General features: G+C 49.3%; 24 protein-coding genes. 6 read left to right on the top strand and 18 right to left on the bottom strand.

The window, feature by feature from the left end:
- Window positions 1-30: 30 nt before the first annotated feature.
- A complete protein-coding gene (locus tag ACVLR6_RS14160) occupies window positions 31-597 on the top strand; it encodes a 5'-methylthioadenosine/S-adenosylhomocysteine nucleosidase family protein (RefSeq protein ID WP_005181021.1) in 567 nt (188 codons plus the stop codon).
- Window positions 598-640: 43 nt separating this feature from the next.
- On the opposite strand, the gene ACVLR6_RS14155 is transcribed toward ACVLR6_RS14160, so the two are convergent.
- From ACVLR6_RS14155 to ubiG, 14 genes are all read right to left on the bottom strand, one after another.
- Window positions 641-1,294, bottom strand: coding sequence for a TetR family transcriptional regulator C-terminal domain-containing protein (locus ACVLR6_RS14155; RefSeq protein WP_160240808.1), 654 nt, complete (start codon window positions 1,292-1,294; stop codon window positions 641-643).
- 382 nt (window positions 1,295-1,676) lie between these two features.
- A complete protein-coding gene (locus ACVLR6_RS14150; RefSeq protein WP_455995511.1) occupies window positions 1,677-2,480 on the bottom strand; it encodes an ABC transporter ATP-binding protein in 804 nt (267 codons plus the stop codon).
- Window positions 2,481-2,493: 13 nt separating this feature from the next.
- A complete protein-coding gene (ssuC, locus tag ACVLR6_RS14145; protein WP_005181008.1) occupies window positions 2,494-3,309 on the bottom strand; it encodes an aliphatic sulfonate ABC transporter permease SsuC in 816 nt (271 codons plus the stop codon).
- Window positions 3,309-4,484 carry an FMNH2-dependent alkanesulfonate monooxygenase gene (ssuD, locus tag ACVLR6_RS14140; RefSeq protein WP_168383880.1) on the bottom strand — a complete coding sequence of 392 codons (1,176 nt, stop codon included), beginning with the start codon at window positions 4,482-4,484 and terminating at the stop codon, window positions 3,309-3,311. Before ssuD ends, ssuC begins: the two co-directional genes overlap by 1 nt.
- A gap of 36 nt (window positions 4,485-4,520) precedes the next feature.
- Window positions 4,521-5,516 carry an aliphatic sulfonate ABC transporter substrate-binding protein gene (locus tag ACVLR6_RS14135; protein ID WP_160240812.1) on the bottom strand — a complete coding sequence of 332 codons (996 nt, stop codon included), beginning with the start codon at window positions 5,514-5,516 and terminating at the stop codon, window positions 4,521-4,523.
- A 10-nt stretch (window positions 5,517-5,526) separates the two neighbouring features.
- The gene (locus ACVLR6_RS14130) at window positions 5,527-6,510 is read right to left on the bottom strand and encodes a sulfonate ABC transporter substrate-binding protein (protein WP_455995508.1); all 984 of its coding nucleotides are present in this window, start codon (window positions 6,508-6,510) and stop codon (window positions 5,527-5,529) included.
- 334 nt (window positions 6,511-6,844) lie between these two features.
- Complete coding sequence (gene argA / locus ACVLR6_RS14125) at window positions 6,845-8,200, bottom strand: amino-acid N-acetyltransferase (RefSeq protein WP_455995507.1); 1,356 nt, start codon at window positions 8,198-8,200, stop codon at window positions 6,845-6,847.
- Window positions 8,201-8,334: 134 nt separating this feature from the next.
- On the bottom strand, window positions 8,335-8,688 hold the full coding sequence (locus ACVLR6_RS14120; RefSeq protein ID WP_005180985.1) for an RcnB family protein: 354 nt from the start codon (window positions 8,686-8,688) through the stop codon (window positions 8,335-8,337).
- 244 nt (window positions 8,689-8,932) lie between these two features.
- The gene (locus ACVLR6_RS14115; protein WP_005180983.1) at window positions 8,933-9,328 is read right to left on the bottom strand and encodes an RcnB family protein; all 396 of its coding nucleotides are present in this window, start codon (window positions 9,326-9,328) and stop codon (window positions 8,933-8,935) included.
- 229 nt (window positions 9,329-9,557) lie between these two features.
- On the bottom strand, window positions 9,558-9,713 hold the full coding sequence (locus ACVLR6_RS14110; protein WP_005180980.1) for a hypothetical protein: 156 nt from the start codon (window positions 9,711-9,713) through the stop codon (window positions 9,558-9,560).
- Between the two features lie 177 nt (window positions 9,714-9,890).
- Window positions 9,891-10,310 carry a hypothetical protein gene (locus ACVLR6_RS14105; protein ID WP_005180979.1) on the bottom strand — a complete coding sequence of 140 codons (420 nt, stop codon included), beginning with the start codon at window positions 10,308-10,310 and terminating at the stop codon, window positions 9,891-9,893.
- Between the two features lie 171 nt (window positions 10,311-10,481).
- Window positions 10,482-11,228 carry a YciK family oxidoreductase gene (locus tag ACVLR6_RS14100; protein WP_005180975.1) on the bottom strand — a complete coding sequence of 249 codons (747 nt, stop codon included), beginning with the start codon at window positions 11,226-11,228 and terminating at the stop codon, window positions 10,482-10,484.
- Window positions 11,229-11,253: 25 nt separating this feature from the next.
- Complete coding sequence (locus tag ACVLR6_RS14095) at window positions 11,254-11,949, bottom strand: HAD family hydrolase (protein WP_411684407.1); 696 nt, start codon at window positions 11,947-11,949, stop codon at window positions 11,254-11,256.
- Window positions 11,946-12,662, bottom strand: coding sequence for a bifunctional 2-polyprenyl-6-hydroxyphenol methylase/3-demethylubiquinol 3-O-methyltransferase UbiG (gene ubiG, locus ACVLR6_RS14090; RefSeq protein WP_005180969.1), 717 nt, complete (start codon window positions 12,660-12,662; stop codon window positions 11,946-11,948). Before ubiG ends, ACVLR6_RS14095 begins: the two co-directional genes overlap by 4 nt.
- 181 nt (window positions 12,663-12,843) lie before the next feature.
- Between ubiG and ACVLR6_RS14085 the strand changes: the two genes are divergently transcribed.
- The gene (locus tag ACVLR6_RS14085) at window positions 12,844-13,461 is read left to right on the top strand and encodes a thiol:disulfide interchange protein DsbA/DsbL (protein ID WP_016658685.1); all 618 of its coding nucleotides are present in this window, start codon (window positions 12,844-12,846) and stop codon (window positions 13,459-13,461) included.
- A gap of 30 nt (window positions 13,462-13,491) precedes the next feature.
- Here the strand turns inward: ACVLR6_RS14085 and ACVLR6_RS14080 are convergent, their stop codons facing one another.
- The gene (locus tag ACVLR6_RS14080) at window positions 13,492-14,175 is read right to left on the bottom strand and encodes a TetR family transcriptional regulator (RefSeq protein WP_455995504.1); all 684 of its coding nucleotides are present in this window, start codon (window positions 14,173-14,175) and stop codon (window positions 13,492-13,494) included.
- Between the two features lie 208 nt (window positions 14,176-14,383).
- Here ACVLR6_RS14080 and rph point away from each other — a divergent pair, with 208 nt between their 5' ends.
- Together rph and ACVLR6_RS14070 are read left to right on the top strand one after the other, a co-directional pair.
- Window positions 14,384-15,100 carry a ribonuclease PH gene (rph, locus tag ACVLR6_RS14075; RefSeq protein ID WP_005180961.1) on the top strand — a complete coding sequence of 239 codons (717 nt, stop codon included), beginning with the start codon at window positions 14,384-14,386 and terminating at the stop codon, window positions 15,098-15,100.
- Between the two features lie 192 nt (window positions 15,101-15,292).
- A complete protein-coding gene (locus ACVLR6_RS14070) occupies window positions 15,293-15,424 on the top strand; it encodes a hypothetical protein (RefSeq protein WP_455995502.1) in 132 nt (43 codons plus the stop codon).
- 89 nt (window positions 15,425-15,513) lie between these two features.
- Here the strand turns inward: ACVLR6_RS14070 and nadC are convergent, their stop codons facing one another.
- Complete coding sequence (gene nadC / locus ACVLR6_RS14065) at window positions 15,514-16,359, bottom strand: carboxylating nicotinate-nucleotide diphosphorylase (protein ID WP_016658688.1); 846 nt, start codon at window positions 16,357-16,359, stop codon at window positions 15,514-15,516.
- Window positions 16,360-16,523: 164 nt separating this feature from the next.
- Here nadC and ampD point away from each other — a divergent pair, with 164 nt between their 5' ends.
- Both ampD and murJ read left to right on the top strand, forming a co-directional pair.
- On the top strand, window positions 16,524-17,138 hold the full coding sequence (gene ampD / locus ACVLR6_RS14060; RefSeq protein ID WP_016658689.1) for a 1,6-anhydro-N-acetylmuramyl-L-alanine amidase AmpD: 615 nt from the start codon (window positions 16,524-16,526) through the stop codon (window positions 17,136-17,138).
- Between the two features lie 43 nt (window positions 17,139-17,181).
- Window positions 17,182-18,723, top strand: coding sequence for a murein biosynthesis integral membrane protein MurJ (gene murJ / locus ACVLR6_RS14055; RefSeq protein ID WP_455995501.1), 1,542 nt, complete (start codon window positions 17,182-17,184; stop codon window positions 18,721-18,723).
- A 126-nt stretch (window positions 18,724-18,849) separates the two neighbouring features.
- On the opposite strand, the gene ACVLR6_RS14050 is transcribed toward murJ, so the two are convergent.
- Window positions 18,850-19,542, bottom strand: a complete 693-nt coding sequence (locus ACVLR6_RS14050) for an FKBP-type peptidyl-prolyl cis-trans isomerase (RefSeq protein WP_104472308.1) — start codon at window positions 19,540-19,542, stop codon at window positions 18,850-18,852.
- A 47-nt stretch (window positions 19,543-19,589) separates the two neighbouring features.
- Window positions 19,590-20,294, bottom strand: coding sequence for an FKBP-type peptidyl-prolyl cis-trans isomerase (locus ACVLR6_RS14045; protein WP_005180950.1), 705 nt, complete (start codon window positions 20,292-20,294; stop codon window positions 19,590-19,592).
- Window positions 20,295-20,368 lie beyond the last annotated feature (74 nt).

Genomic DNA, 20,368 nt, shown 5'->3' with positions numbered 1-20,368 from the left:
GCTCCCTGCAACTGTGGTAGAGAAGCAATAATGTCGGATCTGGCCTTAATTATGGCATTGCCGAGTGAATCCAAAGGTCTGTTTGAGCAGGCCGGCATCGAGGTGCATTACAGTGGTATTGGCAAGATCAATGCTGCCTTTAAAGCCTTTGAGGTGATTCAGAAAACTGGCTGTAAAACCCTGTTAAATTTAGGTACGGCCGGCAGCTCCTATTTTAATGCACATGAGCTGGTAGAAGTGACCCAGTTTGTGCAGCGTGATATGGATGTATCACCGTTGGGTTTTCAGGTCGGAGTGACGCCCATGGATGACGATCATCCGGCGGAAATTCATTTGCCGCAGCATTTTTCCCATTTACCGGCTGGTATTTGTGGCACCGGTGACAGCTTTGAAACTGGTACACCGAAAGTGGCCTGTAATCTGGTGGATATGGAAGGCTATGCGCTGGCCAAAGTCTGTAAAAAACTGGATGTACGGCTGATTTCCGTCAAATATATTACCGATGGCGCCAACGATACGGCACATCTGGACTGGGAAGAAAATCTGTTGCTGGGGGCGAAAAAATTATTGTCGTTATATCAGCAGAGTGGTTTTTAGTTCGGCGACCATAGCAAACTATGGTCGTATGCCAAAATCATGCTCAATCGTCGATTGATTCTGAGGGAGGTGCAGTATTCAGTTCTGGACGCGGCACAATACCATAAAGCATCAGATGCACGGTATGCTGGATAATGCGCTGCTGCATGCTGCGGTTGCGCAGGGTTTTGCCGGTGACCATTTCCATTTGCGTCGCGAAGTCTGCATAGTTCTGGGTCAGGGCCCAAATATTCAGAATCAGCAGTTCAGGGTCAATATCTTTGGAGATTTTGCCTTGTTCCTGCCAGTTGCTGATGACTTTGGCTTTACGCTTGACCAGTTTTTTCAGCGGACCTTTCAGGATGTCCAGAATATGCGGGGCACCCTGAATCACTTCCAGCGCAAACAGGCGTGAAGCTTTTGGCTGGGTGCGAGACACTTCAATCTTTTGCAATAAGTAGTTGGTGATCGCTTCTTCAGGTTCAAGCTCGGCTTCCAGCATTTGCAGTGGCGCCAGCCATTTCTGTAATACAGTGGTCAGCACTTCTACATATAACGCTTCTTTATTTTCATAGTAATAGAAAATATTCGACTTATGCATTTCTGCAATCTGAGCGATTTCATCTAAGCTCGCCCCATTAAAACCGTATAAGGAAAATACGTCGAGTGCTGCGTTCAGCAACTGATGTCGTTTTTGAGTACTCTTTTTTTGTTCCATTAGCAATTAAAAAACAATGAAAAGGGGGAATCGCGAATTGTACGTCAAATCATCAGTTTTGTGCATCCTCGTCTATTGCAAATTATGATAAATGCAGCAGAATTTTGTAGATTAACTAATAATTTCCCCAGGATTGTTAAATTTAAGCCCTATAAAGCACACTTTTTGAGTCTGTTAAAAAATATAACTGAAGGCTTGATTTCAAAGATTTTTTATTCTTTTATTTTAAATCAAAATATAAGACATAGTTTATAGAAATAATCCTGCATCTATTCGGGCCTATGTCACAAAAGTTTCATAAACCGAGATGAAGTTTTACCCTTAAATTGAGCCGGAATTTAAGGGTAAAGCTGCGGGGGCAGGCTCAGACCAAAATTAATCCTCATGTGGCCAAGACTGCATCTAGCACCTGCTGCTCCAGTTCGGCAAAGGCAATACTTTTTTGCCGCGGGCGCGGTAAATTGACCTGAAAGGTTTTGGCAATATGACCACGATCGAGCAGAATAATCCGGTCGGCCAGCTGTACCGCTTCACTGACATCATGGGTGACTAAAATGGCAGTAAAGCCCTGTTCGGTCCAGAGCCGTTCAATCAGCTTCTGTATTTCCAGACGGGTCAGGGCATCCAGTGCACCTAAAGGTTCATCCAGCAATAAAATCCGCGGTTGATGCGACAGGGCACGTACCAACGCGGTACGTTGTCGTTGACCGCCAGACAGTTGCGAGGGCCATAGCCCGGCTTTGTCTTTCAGACCGACTTTTTCCAGCAGGGCGCTGGCATGTGCGTACTGGTCTTTGCCCAGACCAAGCTTTACATTCTGCTCGATGCTGCGCCATGGCAGCAGACGCGGGTCCTGAAACATCACCCGGATATCATCCGAGGTAATGCCTTCGCGGATATGCCGTGCCGACTTAAATTTGATTTCGCCGTAGCTTGGTTTTTCCAGATCGGCAATTAAACGAAGCAGGGTGCTTTTGCCACAGCCACTGCGTCCGACAATGGCCAGAAATTCGCCCGGCTGAATATGCAGATCCAGGTCTTGCAGCACCTTCACCGAACCATAAAACTTGTGTAACTGTTCAATCAGGATTTCCGCACCTGCCACCGCCTGCGGCTGAATATCCGGATTGCTGCGCAGTTTCGGGCTGCTGTGCTCGGCATGCAAGCCAGCAATTAAATTACTCATCTTCGCTCACTCCTTATTTCTGGTAGCCGGCATGCCAGCGCAGTAAATAGCGTTCCAAAGCCACGGCCAGTACGTCGGCCAGTTTACCCAGCAGGGCATACAGCAGGATGCCAACCAGCACGATATCGGTCTGTAAAAACTCACGCGCGTTCATAGTCATATAGCCAATCCCGGACTGGGCGGAGATGGTTTCGGCGACAATTAGCAGCACCCAGACCAGACCTAAAGAAAAGCGCAGTCCAACCAGAATTGAAGGCATTGCACCCGGCAAGATAATTTCCTTATACAGTTGCCAGCGGCTCAGGCCGTAGCTTTTGCCCATTTCAATCAGCTGTGGATCGACCGAGCGAATGCCATGATAGGTATTAATGTAAATGGGAAAGAACACGCCAATCGCAACCAGAAATAATTTGGCTGTTTCATCAATCCCGAACCAGAGAATCACCAGCGGAATCAGCGCCAAAGCCGGAATATTACGAATCATCTGCAAGGTGGTATCCAGCAGGGTCGAGGCGGTTTTGGAGGAGCCATTTAACAGGCCAAGCAGCAGGCCCAAACCACCGCCAATCAACAAGCCGAGGAGGGCACGTCCGGCACTGACCTGAACGTGCTGCCACAGCTCGCCACTGACCAGTAAGCCCCAGAAGGCACTAACCACTGCCGTTGGTGCCGGTAAAATCCGGCTTTCCAGCAGGCCGGTACTTGAGGCCAGTTGCCAGAAAGCAATCAGTAATAATGGCACCAGCCAGGGCAGCATCCGCTGCCCAAATGATGTTCCACGTGAAACTTTGGCCTCTGCCAGCTGCTCTAGGGAAATGGTTTTACTCATCAGGCCGGCTCCTTCAGCTGTTTGCTCGCCTGGCTGTCTGCGGCGACATAGTTATTCGCAACAATTTCCCCAAAAGGACCGGTCAAATTCGGTTGTGCCAGTTTCTTGCGGGTTTCCAGCGGCAACAGCGGGAACACCAGTTCGGCAAAACGGATGGATTCTTCCAGATGCGGATAGCCGGAGAAAATAAAGGTGCTAATACCCAGGTCGGCATATTCCTGAATACGGGCCGCCACTGTTTCAGGGTCACCGACCAGTGCCGTACCGGCTCCACCACGTACCAGGCCTACGCCTGCCCAAAGATTTGGGGAGACTTCCAGTTTGCTGCGATCGCCATTGTGCAGTTCAGCCATACGGCGCTGACCGACGGAATCCATCGCTTTAAACTTGGCCTGTGCTGCGGCAATGGTGGCATCATCGACATACTGGATCAGCGCGTTGGCTGCTTGCCAGGCTTCTTCATTGGTTTCACGTACAATCACATGCAGACGGATGCCATAGTTCAGGCTACGGCCTTTGGCCGCGGCTTTGGCACGTACCGTTTCAATTTTTTCTTTCACCGCTGCCGGTGGTTCACCCCAGGTTAAATAGGTGTCGACCTGATCGGTGGCCAGCTCAATGGCTGCATCGGAAGAGCCACCAAACCAGAGCGGCGGATATGGTTGCTGGACTGGTGGATAGAGCAGCTTGGCTTCATCGACCTGTAAGCGTTCGCCGTGGAAGCTGAACGATTCACCTGTATGCGAGCGGGTTAAAATTTCACGCCAGATGGTGGTGTATTCCGCAGCCGTCTGATAACGCGTGGCATGATCTTCATAGACACCATCGCCTTTCAGTTCCTGTTCATCACCACCCGTGACCAGATTCAGCAATACCCGGCCGCCAGATAAACGGTCAAACGTCGCCGCCATACGCGCTGCTAAAGCCGGTGTGGTCACGCCTGGACGCAAGGCTACCAGAAATTTCAGGTTCTGGGTCGCATCAATTAAACTGGCTGCAGTAATCCACGGATCTTCGCAAGAACGGCCGGTTGGAATCAGCACACCTTCATAACCTAAATTGTCCACTGCCACCGCAATCTGTTTCATATAGGCATGATCGACCTGACGGCCACCTTTGCTGGTACCTAAATAACGGCTGTCACCATGGGTGGGAATAAACCAGAAAATTTTCATATTATCGTCCTTTATTTCAATGGGATTACTCGGTCATCAATCTGCAGTTGGAGCCGTCCAGACAATGGGCTGGACCTCAATCGGTTTTGGAATCAGCTTGAGCTGATAGAACTGGTCAGCAATTTTCTGCTGAGCCTGAATGACCGTCGGATTTAAGCTTTGAATCGGTGATGGTTTCAGGCGGCGGTCAAAGGCGTTTTTGGCGACCGCCGGGTCCAGGCCGGTATTTTTCTGATAAATTTCTAGGGCCTGAGACTGGTGTTTAACAATCCACTGATCCGCGGCATTCAGGGCCGTCAGAAAGCCGGTGGTGGCCTGTGGATGTGCGGCAATAAATTTGGGATTGGCCACATAAAACGAATAGGTCTGGTCAAACTCACCGGTCTTGATCAGCGGGCGGGCCTGTCCATGCAGTTCAGCCGCAGACAGGAACGGGTCCCAGATGGCCCAGGCATCAATCGACTGCTTGTCAAAGGCAGCACGTGCATCGGCCGGTGGCAGCCAGATTGGCTGAATATCCGACCAGTTCAAGTTGGCCTTGGCCAGCACTTTGGCCAGAAATTCGTGGGCATTGGAGCCTTTTTGCAGGGCAATACGTTTGCCTTTTAAATCTTGCAGGGTCTGTATGGCACTTTGCTGCGGCACCACTAAGGCCAGTGAATGGTCGGCATAGACTTCATAGCCAACATAGTTCAGCTCCTTGCCAGCCGCCTGGGCAAAAATGGGCGGGGTATTCCCCACTGAACCATAATCGACTGCGCCAACGGCTAGGGCTTCCAGCATTTGTGGTCCGGCCGGAAATTCTTTCCATTCAATTTTGGCTCGTGGGAACTGCTGTTCCAGCAGTTTTTCATCACGTGCCACCAGTAAATTTAAGGAAGATTTCTGGTAGCCAATAGAAATGGTTTTCACCGCCTGTTCAGTTGAGTTGTTGTCTGTTACCGCCTTGTGGGCTTCCGGTTTCTGGCAGCCGCTGAGACCCAGTCCCAGCGTGGAAATGCCCAGCAGCGCCCAGGTTGTTAATTTACGCATCTTTTATTCCTCATTCTTGTTGTGTCGACTGCGTATTCAGCAGGGCCGCCTGAATCTGAATTTGCTGTGGAATCAGCTTTTGCTGATAAAAGGCATCAGCTACATATTGCTGTTCTTTGGCCACGTCACTAGAGATGGCCTGTACGCCAAAGCCCATACGGGAAATTGAAGTTTTTAAGACCTCGACATCCAGGCCGGTCGGTTTTTGCAGCAGTTGAGCCGCTTCATCCTGATGCTGGGCCACCCATTGCGTGGTGCTGTTCAAGCTTTGCACCACGGTGTCTAGAACCTGCGGATGCTGTTCGGCAAACTGACGATCCGCCAGATAGAACTGATGGTTGCTGACCAGATTTTCGCCGGTGGCAATGACCCGTGCGCCAATCTGATGTTCGGCTGCGGCAAAGAACGGATCCCAGATCACCCAGGCATCCACCGAACCACGTTCAAAGGCTGCGCGGGCATCGGATGGGGGTAAATACACCACTTGAATATCGTGCAGGCTAAGCTGGTTGGCTGCTAACAGCTTCAGCAGCAGATAATGCACATTGGAGCCTTTGTTCAGAGCAATGCGTTTGCCTTTTAAATCCTGCACCGACTGAATGGCCGAATCTTTAGGCACAATTAAGGCCTCAGCTAGCGGCGCTTTAGGCTGGTTGGCCACATAGACCAGTTTGGAATTGGCCGCTTGGGCAAAAATGGGCGGTGCTTCGCCGGCTTCCCCAAAGGCCACACTGCCGACATTTAAACCTTCCAATAATTGCGGGCCGGCTGGAAATTCTACCCATTTCACCTGTACACCCTGGGCTTTTAAGGCCTGTTCCAGTTCACCGCGTTCTTTGACAATTGGTAAAATGCCGTATTTCTGGAAACCAATATTCAGGGTAATGTTGTCCGCGTCTTTGGGGCTGCTACAGGCAGTCATGAACATGGCACCCGCCACCACGGCAGATAAAATAGCGCTTTGAGTTGAAAAAATACGGCGTACGCTGCTCATGAAAATACCTGCTCTCGGAAATTAAAAAAATTCAAAAGTGGAGAATGAGAGCTACCTTAAAGATTTTTCTTTTTCGAAAAAAATAACAAATCAGGAATTTCTAATCAGGAAAAAAGATAAATAAAGATGTGCAAATCTTATGCATAAATCTGATTTATAAAATAGATAATCTATTAAAAGCTTAAGTGTTAAATTGTTGTATTTAAAATATTTTTATTAAATTGAAGGCGCAGGAATAAGCTTATGCCCATTCCTGCTAATGTAAGATGCAGCAGAATTGGGCCGGCTGCAGATAAGCATATGTCAAATTGAGCTAAAGCCGGCCTTGAACAGATCAGGTGAGTGACTTTTTACAGACCAGTGAATTACGCTGGTAGTTGTATAAGGCTTGGCGGGCATTGGGTAAGTCATCGACACTGGCCGGCTCAAAGCCCTGTTCCAGAAACCAGTGCGCAGTACGGGTGGTCAGAATAAATAGCTGCTGAATGCTAAGACTACGGGCTTTATCTTCCAGATAATGCAGAATCTGGCTGCCGCGATTGGATTTACGATAGGCCGGATGTACCGCCACGCAGGCAATTTCCGCCGAGCGCAGTTCATTGTCGCTGACCGGTAGCGGATACAGCGCCGCACAGGCCAGAATGGTGCCATCACGTTCAATCACCGCAAACTGTTCAATTTCATTTTCCAGCCGTTCCCGCGAACGGTAAACCAGCACACCTTCTTCTTCCAGCGGGCGCAGCAGGCTGATGAGACCGCCGACATCCTGAATATTGGCGGTGCGCACTTCTTCATAATGGGCATCGGTAATCATGGTACCGGCACCATCGCGGGTAAACAGCTCTTCCAGTAGTGCGCCATCAGAGGCATAGGAAATCAGATGCACCCGGTTCACGCCCTGAGTGGCAGCATCCTGTGCGCCGCGTAAATGCAGGGCCATTTCCGGCTGGCTGGCCTGATACAGACCAATATAATGACTGAGCTGGGATGGGCGGATTTCACGTTGCAGCTGACCCTGTTCATTCAGTAAACCCTGCTGTTTGCCCAAGAAAATCAGCTTGTCGGCTTGCAGGCGAATTGCGGTTTTGGTGGCAACTTCTTCAGCCAGTAAATTAAACACTTCGCCTGTTGTGGAATAGCCGGTCGGGCCGAGCACGACAATATTATGATTGTCCAGATGACGCTGAATGGCATCGGTATCGACACTGCGCACTTCGCCGGTCAGCTGGAAATCAACCCCATCACGAATACCATAGGGCTTGGCGGTAATAAAATTACCCGAGACCACATCAATGCGGGCGCCGTACATCGGCGAGTTGGCCAGTCCCATCGACAGCAGGGCTTCAATCTGCAGGCGAATTGAACCGACCGCATTCATGACACAGCTTAACGATTCGCGGGTGGTAATGCGGCGCTGCTGATGAAACGGGGTGTCGATCTGGCTGGCCTGTAAATTCTGGTTAATCTGCGGGCGGGCACCATGCACCAGCACCAGCCGGATACCCAGTGAATGCAGCAGGGCAATATCGTGAATAATATGCTGGAAATTGTCATGCAGGACCGCTTCACCATCAAACATCAGCACAAAGGTTTTATTGCGATGGGCATTGATATAAGGCGCAGAATGTCGAAACCAGTGCACATATTGCAAAGTTGTGCTGTGTGATGTTTCGGTAGAATTCAGGTGCATGCCGGTCTCAATCAAGCAAAAGTCTTATAGCGGATTCTAATCAAAAAATACCGGGGCGTAAGCTGAAAAAATAAAAAAACACCTGAACGGGGTGGTTCAGGTGTAAAGAGGGAAGGGAAAATGAGACGAAACCCTTAGCCCATAATGCGAATAATCCGGTTGGTACGTTCGTTGATCATCACGTAATCGCCATTAATTTTGTACCACTGCTGATAACGGCCAGTGTTTGGTAAACGACGCGCTTCGCGGTCACTGACTTTATAACGGGACTGGTCATAGGCACGCGGTAAGGTCTGGCCCACACGCCAGTCACGGCTCGGATTTACGCGCACAACCGGACGTTTATGATCACGGTCCCAACGGCTGTCCTGATGTTTGTAGTGGGTTGCCGCACGACGGTCATGATCACGATGATCAGGCGCAGCCATGGCTGTAGTAGCCATAAACGCACTTAAAGACAGGGCAATGGTGGTTAATACTTTTTTCATGACGCTCACCTTTGAGTCAAACTGTATATCTCTGGAATACGTCCAAATTAACCAGAAAGTTGAGATAAAGGATGAGAGCAATTGAGATGAATTGTGAAAATCATGAAGAAAAAGCGGAGAGCCTGAAAGCCGGCTAGCATCTGCCCTACAGCGAAAATAGCAGCTTGAAGAATTGCTGATATAAAAAAGCCCAAACCGATGTTTGGGCAACCGAGGAGTGGGACTGAAACGGTTGGAGTGCAGCTTAGAAAGACAGGATTTTAAGAATACTGTGGGTATCGGCATTGACCAGAATATAGTCATTATTGACCTTGTACCACTGCTGCTTGCGGTCCGGTTTAGGCAGGTTATGCTCTTTATATTCGACTTTGTAGCCATTGCCACGATAATGCTGCGGCATCACATAACCGGTTTGCCATTTATGCTGCTGTAAACGCTGATAGCCCCGTTCTTCACGCTGGCGGCGTTTTTCATAAACCTCTTTCGATTCACGATATTCACGATGTTTTTTGCCCTGACCGTGCTGACGTGACTGTTCATAGCCGCGTCCCGGATTGTCAAACTGAGGTGCAGCCGCAGTGATCCCGCTGGCCAGCAACGCACTGAAAGAGATCGCCATAACTGTCACTATCTTTTTCATGTGAAAAAACCTCGTTTATCGTCTTTTATTTCACTGTGTCTTACTGTACGAAAAAAATGCAGAGAAACTGTGAAGAAAGATCGTTAATTCTTTATCGAAAGCAGAGATATTTTGGATATTATGCTGGAAAAGTAACAGATGATGAAAGACTTATCTGTTGTCACGTGAACTGGTTATACAACATTGGGCGCAAAAAGCCTAGCCCGTATTGCCGGGATTCTGCCCGCAGTCAGTTCCATTGCTGGCTTAAGTCCTGCAAGGAGTCGATGGCATGGGCCAGACATTCGGCCTGCTGGCCATCTTCAAGTACAGCCAATAAGCTGGCGGGCAGTTGTAAGTGTTCAATGGAACGGATAATGTCATTTTTACGTTGCTGGTCGGCCATGTGCTGCTCCTTTCATTGATTCATTGCGGTTGAGTAGCAGTATAGGCCGGATGTTTCAATTTGAAAAACCGAATAATTTTATAAAAATGATTTAAAAATACGATTTATGGTCTGGTAGTGTATAAAATTTAGCAGCGCATAAAAAAGGACCCGCAGGTCCTGGATTCAAGCATGTGCTTAGTAGGCATATTTCAGGTCGGTATAGTCGGTCAGTGACTTCTGGATATGCGCCTGAATAAATTCGCGTACATCTTCGGCGCTCATTGGCTGGCCCTGTTTGGTAATCACATGCTCGACCGGGGCTTGGCCATCGACCAGAATCCGGTAGACAAAGTTTTTATAGACGGCATAGTCCTCGGCCTGTTTATAAATACCGGTGATATAGCTGTAGTGATGTTCAAAGTTCAGATCGGTATGCGAAAAGATAAACTGGTCAAACAGTTTCAGGTTTTGCCCGGTCTCGAGTGCCTGTAGTTCATCGAGAATACTGGCTTCAAATTTCATGCCGTATTTTTCAGAAATGGCTTGACCATTAATCAATAAAGACACCATGCCATCTTCATGGGTCGTTACTGTGATATTGCTAAAGTCAGACATGGGCATCTCGGGATAATCAGAAACAGGGCTTTAGTATCGGCAAATTTTGCTGAAATTCAAGCCGACTTAAGCCCAAACCGGTATATTTACGCAAAGTGGGAGCAATTACAGCTTTATGGATGGGCATAAAAAAGGAAGCACAGGGCTTCCTTCATGGATACAGCAAGGGCATTAATCCTGCGCATCAATACTCTGGCCGTTCATGTGCAGACTGTCATCGCCCATTAAATATAAATAGGCTGGCATGATTGATTCCGGTGTCGGCAAGGTTTTCGGGTCTTCATCCGGATAGGCCTTGGCGCGCATGGCGGTGCGGGTCGCGCCCGGATTAATGCAGTTATAACGGATATTCGGATGTACATTTTCCTGGGCAAACAGTTTGCTGACCGCTTCAATGGCAATTTTAGACACCGAATAGGCGCCCCAACGCTCACGTACTTCACGACCGACGCCCGAACTGGCAAATACCACCGAAGCATGTGCCGATTTTTCCAGTAAAGGCAGCAGTTCCTGGGTCATAACAAAGGGTGCACGCAGGTTGACGGCCATCACATCATCCCAGACATCAGCCGGATAATGCACCAGTTCGGTCCGTTCACCCAGAATGCCGGCATTGTGCAAAATGCCATCCAGACGGCCAAACTGCTTGTCGAGCGTATCGACCAGCAATTCATAATCACGCGATGACGCACTGGACAGCTGGAGCGGAAGAATGGCTGGCTGCGGCGCGCCTAAACCTTCAATTTCATCATAGATGACTTCCAGTTTATTCAGGGTGCGACCATGCAGGACAACGGTTGCGCCGTGCAGTGCAAAGCTGATCGCGGCTGCACGTCCAATACCGTCGCCCGCACCTGTAATCAGGATCACGCGATCTTTGAGCAGATCAGGGCGAGGTTGATATTCTGAATATTTCATGATCGACCTCCGTTTTTTGCTGTAATTATGAAGTGATTGAATGTTGTTGTTGCTGTGACAGCCTCTGGTGCAAGACCTGATGTAATTCTGTGACATTATTCACTATACAGTCTGCCTGCCAGGCTGTTAAGTCATCTTTGTGTTGTAAGGGTAAATAGCCATAAGCCGCCAGAATGGTGTACATGCTGGCATTGCGTCCGGCATCAATATCACGTGGATGATCGCCGACATAAATACACTGCTGCGGTTCCAGTCCCAGCTGTGCTGCGGCCAGATACATCGGTTCCGGATCGGGTTTGGTCTTGCTGACATCTTCCGGGCAGACCAGTACCGCACAGCGTTCGGTCAGGTTCAGGGCTTTTAACAGCGCTTCACTGAGCCAGCGTGGCTTGTTGGTGACAATACCCCAGGGAATTTGCTGCTGTTCCAGCTGCTCTAGCAGTGGATACATGCCTTCAAACAGGTCGGTTTCTACCGCAATATCGGCGCCGTAAAGGTCTAAAAAGCGCTGGCGATGGCCTAAAAAGACTGGGTCTTCCACTTCCAGCTCCGGATATACCAGCTTGACCATGGCGCGTGCGCCTTCAGAGACCTGGGTGCGAATCTGCTCGGCGGCGACAATGTCACAGCCTTTATCGCGGCACATGTCCTGAATAATACGGATAAAGTCGGCCGCGGTATCAATTAAGGTGCCGTCGAGGTCAAATAAAACCGCTTTCATTGGCCACCTTCATTCAGGGTATGCACCATATAGTTGACATCAACATTGGGCGCCAGCCAGTAGCGTTTGGTCAGTGGGTTATAGTGCAAACCGGTCATATCTTTCAGTTTCAGGCCGGCATTGCGAATATCGTGTGCCAGTTCGGACGGCTTGATAAATTTATGATAATCATGCGTGCCTTTGGCCAGCATGCGCAGCACATATTCCGCGCCAATAATCGCAAATAAATAGGCTTTCGGATTACGGTTAATGGTCGAGAAGAACACATGGCCACCCGGTTTGACCAGCTTCTGGCAGGCCTGAATAATTGAGGCTGGATCGGGTACATGCTCCAGCATTTCCATACAGGTCACCACATCGTACTGGCCAGCCTGTTCTTCTGCCAGTTGCTCGACCGGAATCTGGCGATATTCAATATTTTCGACGCCTTCCTGCTGGGCATGTAAACGTGCCACATTTAGCGGCGCCTCGCCCATATCAATTCCGAGTACATCGGCACCACGGCGTGCCATGCTTTCCGAGAGAATGCCGCCGCCACAACCGACATCCAGCACTTTTTTGCCAGCCAGTCCGCCTGAATGTTCATCAATCCAGTTTAAACGGAGCGGGTTAATTTGATGCAAAGGGCGGAACTCAGAATGCTGATCCCACCATATAGCTGCGAATGCTTCAAATTTGGCAATTTCTTGCGGATCAACATTCAGTTGCGACATTGGTGTCACCTCAATCAAGTTATTATGATTTCAAAAAGTCTATGCTGTTTAGTGTAGCGTTTATTCTGGAAAAAGCGATAAAAGCCGTAAAAAAGTTCACAGAAGCAAAACGAAAACGGCATAATTGATTTATAGTGTTCGCATAAGCTAATCATAACGATTTATGAGGACAATAAGTTCAATGAAAAAGTTTCTTTTGGGTAGCCTTGCAACCGCAATGTTTGCAATTTCAGGTGGCGCATGGGCGGCCAATTTTGTTGAAGGCCAAGACTATCGCGTACTGGCCAATCCGGGCAAAGTCGATGTGCCGGGTAAAATTGAAGTCCGTGAATTCTTCTGGTATGGCTGTGGCCACTGCTTTACCTTGGAGCCGCATATGCAAGCCTGGCTGCGTAAGCTGCCAAAAGATGTGAACTTCGTGCGTACTCCGGCTGCCATGAACCAGGTCTGGGAAATGAATGCGCGCGGCTATTATGTGTCGGAAGCACTGGGCGTCCGTAAACGTACCCACTTGCCGTTATTCCATGCCATTCATGACAAAGGCCAGCAGATTTTTGACCAGAAATCCCAGGCCAAATTCTTTGTCAAATACGGTATTCCTGAAGCCAAGTTCAACAGCATGTTTAACTCTTTTGCGATTACCTCTAAAGTGGCACAGGCCAATAAACTGGCGCGCCAATACCAGTTGACCGGTGTGCCGGCAGTGGTGGTCAATGGTAAATATGTGGTGTCGGGCGATAACGGCAAAGTGATTCAGGTGGTGAACTACCTGGTCGATAAAGAACGTAAAGCCAAATAAAAGCCCAACATGATGTTAAAAACCCGCTGTTTAAAGCGGGTTTTTTAGTGCTGCGGTTTCATGCATTGTGATGTTTGGTCGCTCCCAATGGCTGATACCACGAAACAGCAATTGCACCTGGATAATGGTCTGCTCGGTAAACTGGTGCTGCTGCTGACTTAAAGCCTCGCCTTCAAACTGGCGACTGAGGCCGATCCAGCTCATGGCCCAGTTAAAGGACAGGTTAATTAAAATATTGGCCAGTACTTTAAAGTCTTCCGGATGTTCAAAATGCTGCACGCTTTCCACCCGTTTCAGGTCATTGGCAAAATCATCAATTAAAAACTCGATTTCCCGGGCAATGGCCAGACGCACCGTGGCCGAGCCGCCCCAACGCTCGGCAATTAAAAAAATCCATTGCTGCGGATGCTGATCCACTGCTTGAAAAAACAGTTCAACGCTGGTCCGGGTTTTGGCATTGGGCAGATATAAATAGGCCTGACCCAGCTGATGCAGAATGCTTTTTAAATGCAGCGCCACCTGATCGACCAGTTCTGCGCCGAGTTCATCCATATCCTGAAAATGCCGGTAGAACGCCGTTGGCACCAGCCCGACATGGCGGGAAATCTCCCTTAAGCTGATGCTGCTAAAAGAGCGCTCGGCAGTACTTAAGGTCAGGGCCGCATCTAAAATGGCCTGACGACTTTGCTGCTTACGTTCTTCCCGAATCGACATGTCACATCCCTGATACTGTTTAAAAATTCATCTGTATAGCTATTATAGAGCAGAATCGGTCCGGGCAGCAGCCATGCTGCCGCATTGACTGTGCAGGGCCCGCTTTTCTGTGGCGAGATTGTGTAAAAGCCGACCCGGGGACAAAACCTGTGCGCTTGCATCTGCTATACTGGCCGACAATTTATTTGAGTCAAAATAAGGACAACTTATGCGTATCGACCAACGTACCCTAGATCAATTACGTGATGTCAAAATTACCCGTAATTACACACGTTATGCGGAAGGTTCTGTCTTGGTTGAATTTGGTCATACCAAAGTGCTGTGTACTGCCAGTATTGATAACTCGGTACCGCGCTTTTTAAAAGGCAAAGGCCAAGGCTGGGTAACTGCAGAATATGGCATGTTGCCACGTTCTACCCATACGCGTAGTGACCGTGAAGCGGCACGGGGTAAACAGAGCGGCCGTACTCAGGAAATCCAGCGCTTAATTGGCCGCAGCCTGCGTGCCATGGTCGATCTGAAAAAACTTGGTGAAAATACCATTACCATTGACTGTGATGTAATTCAGGCCGATGGCGGTACCCGTACTGCCGCGATTACCGGTGCAGCGGTGGCGCTGGTCGATGCCATGAATGTACTGCTGGAAAGCAAAAAAATTAAACAGGACCCGTTAAAAGGTCTGGTCGCTGCTATTTCTGTGGGTATGTATCAGGACGAAGTATTGCTGGACCTGTGCTATGAAGAAGATTCAAACTGCCAGACTGACCTGAATGTAGTGATGACCCAGGCCGGTGAATTTATTGAAATTCAGGGCACTGCTGAAGATAAACCATTTACCCGTCTGCAATGTAATGCCATGCTGGAAATGGCCGAGCAGGGCATTCAGGAACTGATCAAAAAGCAGCAACAGGCCTTGGGCTGGTAAACACTGCAAGATCAGAACAATATATTTATAAAACGCATCTCCGGATGCGTTTTTTTGTGATTGAAGCAAACGTAACCAGCGGCTGTGCGCAGATTCATCTTCATAACAAAAACCAACATGCTGAAACCGAGCTTCATGGCTTACTAAAACTCGCAGTGATTTTTTTAAAACAGCAAAAAAGAGGGATGTACCATGAAATACTTGATGATCTTTCTGGCGATGGGCGCCTTTGGTTTAAGCGCGTGTGATACGGCCAATGACCGTGATGGTGATGGCACCATGCTGAATCAGGACCGTGATGGCGACGGCCGTGCAGATGATTAAAGTCTTGCGGCCATCGACTCACCCTAAACGAATAAAAAAGGTGCCTTATGAGGCACCTTTTTTCGTTATCGACAAATATCGAATTGTGATTAAGCATTAAAACGCATGGATAAATCGACCGCTTTGACATCTTTGGTCAGGGCGCCCATGGAAATATAGTCGACACCAGTGCTGGCCACTTCGCGCAGGTTGGCAATGGTGATATTGCCCGATGCTTCCAGTTTGCAGCGACCGGCGACATGCTTGACTGCATCAATCATCTGTTGCTGGCTAAAGTTATCCAGCATCACGATATCGGCCTGAGCGTCCAGTGCCTGATTCAGCTCATCCCAGGTTTCAACTTCAACTTCCACCGGTTTGCCTGGTGCAATTTGATGGGCTTTGGCAATGGCCTGGGCAATACCGCCAGCGGCCATAATATGGTTTTCTTTAATTAGGAAGGCATCAAACAGCCCCAGACGATGGTTTTGGCCGCCGCCTACAGTGACCGCATATTTTTGTGCAATACGCAGACCCGGCAAGGTTTTACGCGTATCCAGCAGTTTGGTGTGCAGGCCATCGAGCTGTTTCACATATTCGGCAGTTTTGGTGGCCACGGCCGATAAGGTCTGGACAAAGTTAAGGGCAGGGCGCTCTACGGTCAATAAACTGCGCGCAGAACCGGCCAGCTTTAAAAAGGCTTCATTGGCCGCCACGCGATCACCATCCTGTTTCAGCCATTCAATCTGAACGCTTGGATCGTACTGCTGGATTAAGGCATTCACCCAAGGCTGACCAGCCAGCACCATGTCTTCACGGCTGATAATGGTGGCGGTGGCCTGTTCATCTTCCGGGGTAAGTAAAGCGGTAATATCTGCCTCGCCAATATCTTCCTGCAGGGCCTGCTGAATATTGATCTGGATAGATTGCTCCAATAAAGATTGTGGTATGCTCATTGCCTGTCCTTATCTCTTTACCCATGAAAATTGCGCGATATATTAGCACTGTTCGGCTGGCCCGATGCGCTTTTTCACGGCTTTTTTGTCTGATTTGAGATTTTCAGCTGAAAGTTTTAGGATGGGCTAAATTTTTATACTGAAAAAAATATCAGGATCATTCTATGCAGCAGGCGGCTTCTTTTCAGGTCATCCAGGGACAGTTAAAAGGTGCGCGGCAGGTGCCTTCACCGAATTTTAACCAGCGTCCGCAGCAGACCGAAATTCAGCTGGTGGTGATTCACAATATCAGTTTGCCGCCATCACAGTTTGGCGGCGGTTATATCGAACAGTTTTTTCAAAACCGGCTGGACTGGTCGGCGCATCCTTACTTTCAGACCATTGAAGGGATGCAGGTCTCGGCGCATCTGCTGATTTTGCGTAGCGGCGAAGTGCTGCAATGTGTCAATTTCAATGACCGCGCCTGGCATGCCGGACGTTCCAGTTATCTGGCCAAGCCGGAATGTAATGATTATTCCATTGGTATTGAACTGGAAGGCAGTGATGATCTGCCCTTTGAAGCGATCCAGTATCAGGTACTGGCGGAAGTGGTGTCGGCCTTGCAGCAGGCCTATCCGAAAATCCAGCGTCATCTGGCTGGACATTCCGATATTGCCCCGGGGCGCAAGACCGATCCGGGACCTTATTTTGACTGGAGCCGGTTCCGGTCTTTACTGCGTGACTGCAACAGCAGGATAGAAGCAGCATCTTCATCAATTCATAACGAAACTTGTGCTTAGGTTTCTTTACAATAGCGGCTAAATTTTTATTTGGGTGGTTCCGATGGCGCTTTGGCGATCGACCTTTATTGTCAGTGCGATGACCATGCTGTCCCGGGTGTTGGGACTGGTGCGGGATATTGTGTTATTAAATGTGTTTGGTGCGGGAAAGGATTTCGATACCTTTGTGGTGGCCTTTCGTATCCCGAACTTTTTCAGGCGACTGTTTGCTGAAGGGGCATTTTCCCAGGCCTTTATTCCGGTTCTGACCGAATATAAAACCAGCCGCACCCATGCCGAAGTGCAGATTCTGATTAGCCGGGTGTTTGGCTGTCTGGCCTCGGTGATGAGCCTGCTGACACTGGCTGCTATGGTGGCGGCGCCGGCGGTGATGTACGTTTATGCGCCGGGTTTCCATAGTGATCCGGAAAAATTTGCGCTGGCCACGGACATGTTCCGCCTGACCATTCCCTATTTGCTGTTTATGTCGCTGACCGCTTTTGCCAGCAGCATCTTAAACAGTTATGGCTCCTTTACCACGCCGGCCTTTGCACCGGTGTTGCTGAATCTGGCCATGATTGCCGGAGCCCTGTGGCTAACGCCGTATATGGCCGAGCCGATTATGGCCTTGGGCTGGGCGGTGATTATTGCCGGAGCCTTGCAGCTGGCGATCCAGATTCCGGAATTGTGGCGTAAAAAGCTGCTGATTCCGCCAAAAATCGACTTCAAGCATGAAGGCGTTGAGCGCATCATGAAGCTGATGCTGCCGGCCCTGTTTGGGGTGTCGGTGACCCAGATTAACCTGTTGCTGAACACCATCTGGGCGTCATTTATGCAGGATGGTTCGGTATCGTGGCTGTACAGTGCCGAACGGATGACCGAGTTGCCGCTGGGCCTGATTGGGGTGGCAATTGGTACGGTGATTTTACCATCCTTGTCGGCGCGTCATGCCGAGCAGAATCAGGAAAAATTCCGTGGCATGATGGACTGGGCGGCGAAAATTATTGTGCTGGCTGGTGTGCCTGCCAGTATTGCACTGTTTATGCTGTCGACCCCGATTATTCAGGCCCTGTTCCAGCGCGGCCAGTTCACCTGGGAAGATACCCAGATGACGGCCTTGGCCCTGCAATGTATGAGTGCCGGGGTCATTGCCTTTATGCTGATTAAAGTCTTTGCTCCAGGCTTTTATGCCCAGCAGGATACCCGCACCCCGGTTCGGGTCGGTTTAATGGCGGTGGCAGCCAATGCCATTTTAAACGTGGTGTTTATTGGGCTGTTTAAACTGATTGACTGGGAAGCCGAGCACATGGCGCTGGCACTGGCATCTTCAGGTTCCGCGCTGGTCAATGCCGGTATGCTGTATTTCTATTTGCATAAACGCGATATTTTCCGTTTTGGTGGGCACTGGAAAAAACTGCTGTTCCAGTTTGGCACGGCCAATACGGTGATGGTGGCTGCCTTATGGTACGCCTTGAGCTGGTATAACGGTGATGTATCGCAATGGATGCGTGTGCTGGAAGTACTACTGCTGTGTGTGGTGGGTGTGGCAGCTTATGCTCTTGGTCTGCTGGCCACTGGTTTTAGACCGCGTCATTTAAAACCTTAATTACTGAGAGCTGAGCGCGAAAGATGTTCAGCTCCTATAAAAGAACCCTTTGAGCCGTTGAGTCTCAAAGGGTTTTTTTATGGGCTTTTATTGAAAGATGAGGCTGCATGAGCAGCACAAGCATCTTTATTTATTGATCACTTCCAGCAGTTCGACATCAAAAATCAGGGTGCTGTTCGGTTCAATCGCATCGCCAGAACCAATCTGGCCATAGCCCAGATTCGCTGGAATAAAGAAGCGGTATTTGGCTCCTTCACGCATCAGTTGCAGCCCTTCGGTCCAGCCCTGAATGACTTGTGTGACCTGAAATTCAGCCGGTTGCTGCCGTGCCATCGAGCTATCAAACACGGTGCCATCAATCAGGCGGCCTTCATAATGCACGCGTACTTTGGAGCTGGCCTTCGGTTTTTTTCCGGAACCGGATTGCAAGACCAGATATTGCAGCCCCGATGAAGTGACTTTCACCCCATCCTTACGCGAGTTTTCTGCCAGAAAGGCCTTGCCAATCATGTCATTGGCTTCAGCGCGCTGTTTCAGCTCAATCAGCTGTTTGGCTTCGGCCTGCTTTTTGAACTGGGTCAGAATACGGGCCATGTCTTCATCGCTCAGGCTGGCTTGCTGGCCCAGTGAGGCGGCTTTTAAACCCGCCACAAAGGCATCCAGATCCATACCTTTTAAGGTGTCGACATTGCTGCGCCCCATTAAATAACCAAAGCTGTAGCCCACCTGCTGTTCAGTGGAGCTTTTGGTGGTCACCGGTTGAGCCAGTGTGGCCGCGCTACACAGGGCGAGGCCGAGCAGGGTGATCGTTTTTTTCATATTATGCGTCCCTAAACAACGAAGGAGAGCCAGGCTCTCCTTGTTTTTTATTTTACTTCAATCAGCTCAACATCAAAGATCAAGGTGCTGTTTGGTGGAATCATGCCCGGCACGCCCTGTTCGCCATAACCCAGTTGTGACGGGATATACAGCGTGGCTTTCGAGCCTTCTTTCATCAGTTGCAGACCTTCGGTCCAGCCTGGAATCACCTGGTTTAACGGGAACTCGATTGGTTCACCACGCTCAACCGAGCTGTCAAATACTTTGCCATCGACCAGTTTACCGGTGTAGTGTACTTTTACCACAGAGCTGGCCGTTGGCTGTTTGCCATTGCCTTGCTGGGTAATTTTATATTGCAGACCTGACGCGGTGGTTTGTACCCCTGCCTGTTTGGCATTTTCAGTCAGGAAGGCATCGCTGGCCGTTTGTGCCTGCTGGGCCTGATCAGCCTGTTTTTGTTGCAGTTCCTGCTGGAACTGTTCATAGGCCTTTTGTAATTCTTCTTCAGTATAGGCTGGCTGCTGACGCGCATGACCTTCACGGACACCAGTCACAAAGCTGTTAATGTCCAGCTCTGGTGGAGTTTGATGGGCAACTTCATAGCCTAATGCATAGCTGATTTTTTCAACCGCAGACGCATTTGCAGATGCTTTTGAGGATACAGTGGCAGGGTGTTGAGTTGCATAATAAACAGGAACAAGTGCAGCACCGCCTAAAATTACAGCAACAGCAATGGGTAAGGCTTTACTCATAGGTTTTCTCAAATCATTTTATCGTGTCAAAGCTGCTTTCATGTTAGCAGACTTTTTGAATCAAACCGCTGACA

Source organism: Acinetobacter sp. T63, assembly GCF_053852345.1.
Note: the sequence above shows the minus strand (reverse complement) of the source record. Positions and strands in the feature narration are given on the sequence as shown.

Coding starts and splice junctions, on each gene's coding strand:
- ACVLR6_RS14160 (WP_005181021.1), top strand. CDS start 31: ATGTCGGATCTGGCCTTAATTATGGCATTGCCGAGTGAATCCAAAGGT.
- ACVLR6_RS14155 (WP_160240808.1), bottom strand. CDS start 1,294: ATGGAACAAAAAAAGAGTACTCAAAAACGACATCAGTTGCTGAACGCA.
- ACVLR6_RS14150 (WP_455995511.1), bottom strand. CDS start 2,480: ATGAGTAATTTAATTGCTGGCTTGCATGCCGAGCACAGCAGCCCGAAA.
- ssuC (WP_005181008.1), bottom strand. CDS start 3,309: ATGAGTAAAACCATTTCCCTAGAGCAGCTGGCAGAGGCCAAAGTTTCA.
- ssuD (WP_168383880.1), bottom strand. CDS start 4,484: ATGAAAATTTTCTGGTTTATTCCCACCCATGGTGACAGCCGTTATTTA.
- ACVLR6_RS14135 (WP_160240812.1), bottom strand. CDS start 5,516: ATGCGTAAATTAACAACCTGGGCGCTGCTGGGCATTTCCACGCTGGGA.
- ACVLR6_RS14130 (WP_455995508.1), bottom strand. CDS start 6,510: ATGAGCAGCGTACGCCGTATTTTTTCAACTCAAAGCGCTATTTTATCT.
- argA (WP_455995507.1), bottom strand. CDS start 8,200: ATGCACCTGAATTCTACCGAAACATCACACAGCACAACTTTGCAATAT.
- ACVLR6_RS14120 (WP_005180985.1), bottom strand. CDS start 8,688: ATGAAAAAAGTATTAACCACCATTGCCCTGTCTTTAAGTGCGTTTATG.
- ACVLR6_RS14115 (WP_005180983.1), bottom strand. CDS start 9,328: ATGAAAAAGATAGTGACAGTTATGGCGATCTCTTTCAGTGCGTTGCTG.
- ACVLR6_RS14110 (WP_005180980.1), bottom strand. CDS start 9,713: ATGGCCGACCAGCAACGTAAAAATGACATTATCCGTTCCATTGAACAC.
- ACVLR6_RS14105 (WP_005180979.1), bottom strand. CDS start 10,310: ATGTCTGACTTTAGCAATATCACAGTAACGACCCATGAAGATGGCATG.
- ACVLR6_RS14100 (WP_005180975.1), bottom strand. CDS start 11,228: ATGAAATATTCAGAATATCAACCTCGCCCTGATCTGCTCAAAGATCGC.
- ACVLR6_RS14095 (WP_411684407.1), bottom strand. CDS start 11,949: ATGAAAGCGGTTTTATTTGACCTCGACGGCACCTTAATTGATACCGCG.
- ubiG (WP_005180969.1), bottom strand. CDS start 12,662: ATGTCGCAACTGAATGTTGATCCGCAAGAAATTGCCAAATTTGAAGCA.
- ACVLR6_RS14085 (WP_016658685.1), top strand. CDS start 12,844: ATGAAAAAGTTTCTTTTGGGTAGCCTTGCAACCGCAATGTTTGCAATT.
- ACVLR6_RS14080 (WP_455995504.1), bottom strand. CDS start 14,175: ATGTCGATTCGGGAAGAACGTAAGCAGCAAAGTCGTCAGGCCATTTTA.
- rph (WP_005180961.1), top strand. CDS start 14,384: ATGCGTATCGACCAACGTACCCTAGATCAATTACGTGATGTCAAAATT.
- ACVLR6_RS14070 (WP_455995502.1), top strand. CDS start 15,293: ATGAAATACTTGATGATCTTTCTGGCGATGGGCGCCTTTGGTTTAAGC.
- nadC (WP_016658688.1), bottom strand. CDS start 16,359: ATGAGCATACCACAATCTTTATTGGAGCAATCTATCCAGATCAATATT.
- ampD (WP_016658689.1), top strand. CDS start 16,524: ATGCAGCAGGCGGCTTCTTTTCAGGTCATCCAGGGACAGTTAAAAGGT.
- murJ (WP_455995501.1), top strand. CDS start 17,182: ATGGCGCTTTGGCGATCGACCTTTATTGTCAGTGCGATGACCATGCTG.
- ACVLR6_RS14050 (WP_104472308.1), bottom strand. CDS start 19,542: ATGAAAAAAACGATCACCCTGCTCGGCCTCGCCCTGTGTAGCGCGGCC.
- ACVLR6_RS14045 (WP_005180950.1), bottom strand. CDS start 20,294: ATGAGTAAAGCCTTACCCATTGCTGTTGCTGTAATTTTAGGCGGTGCT.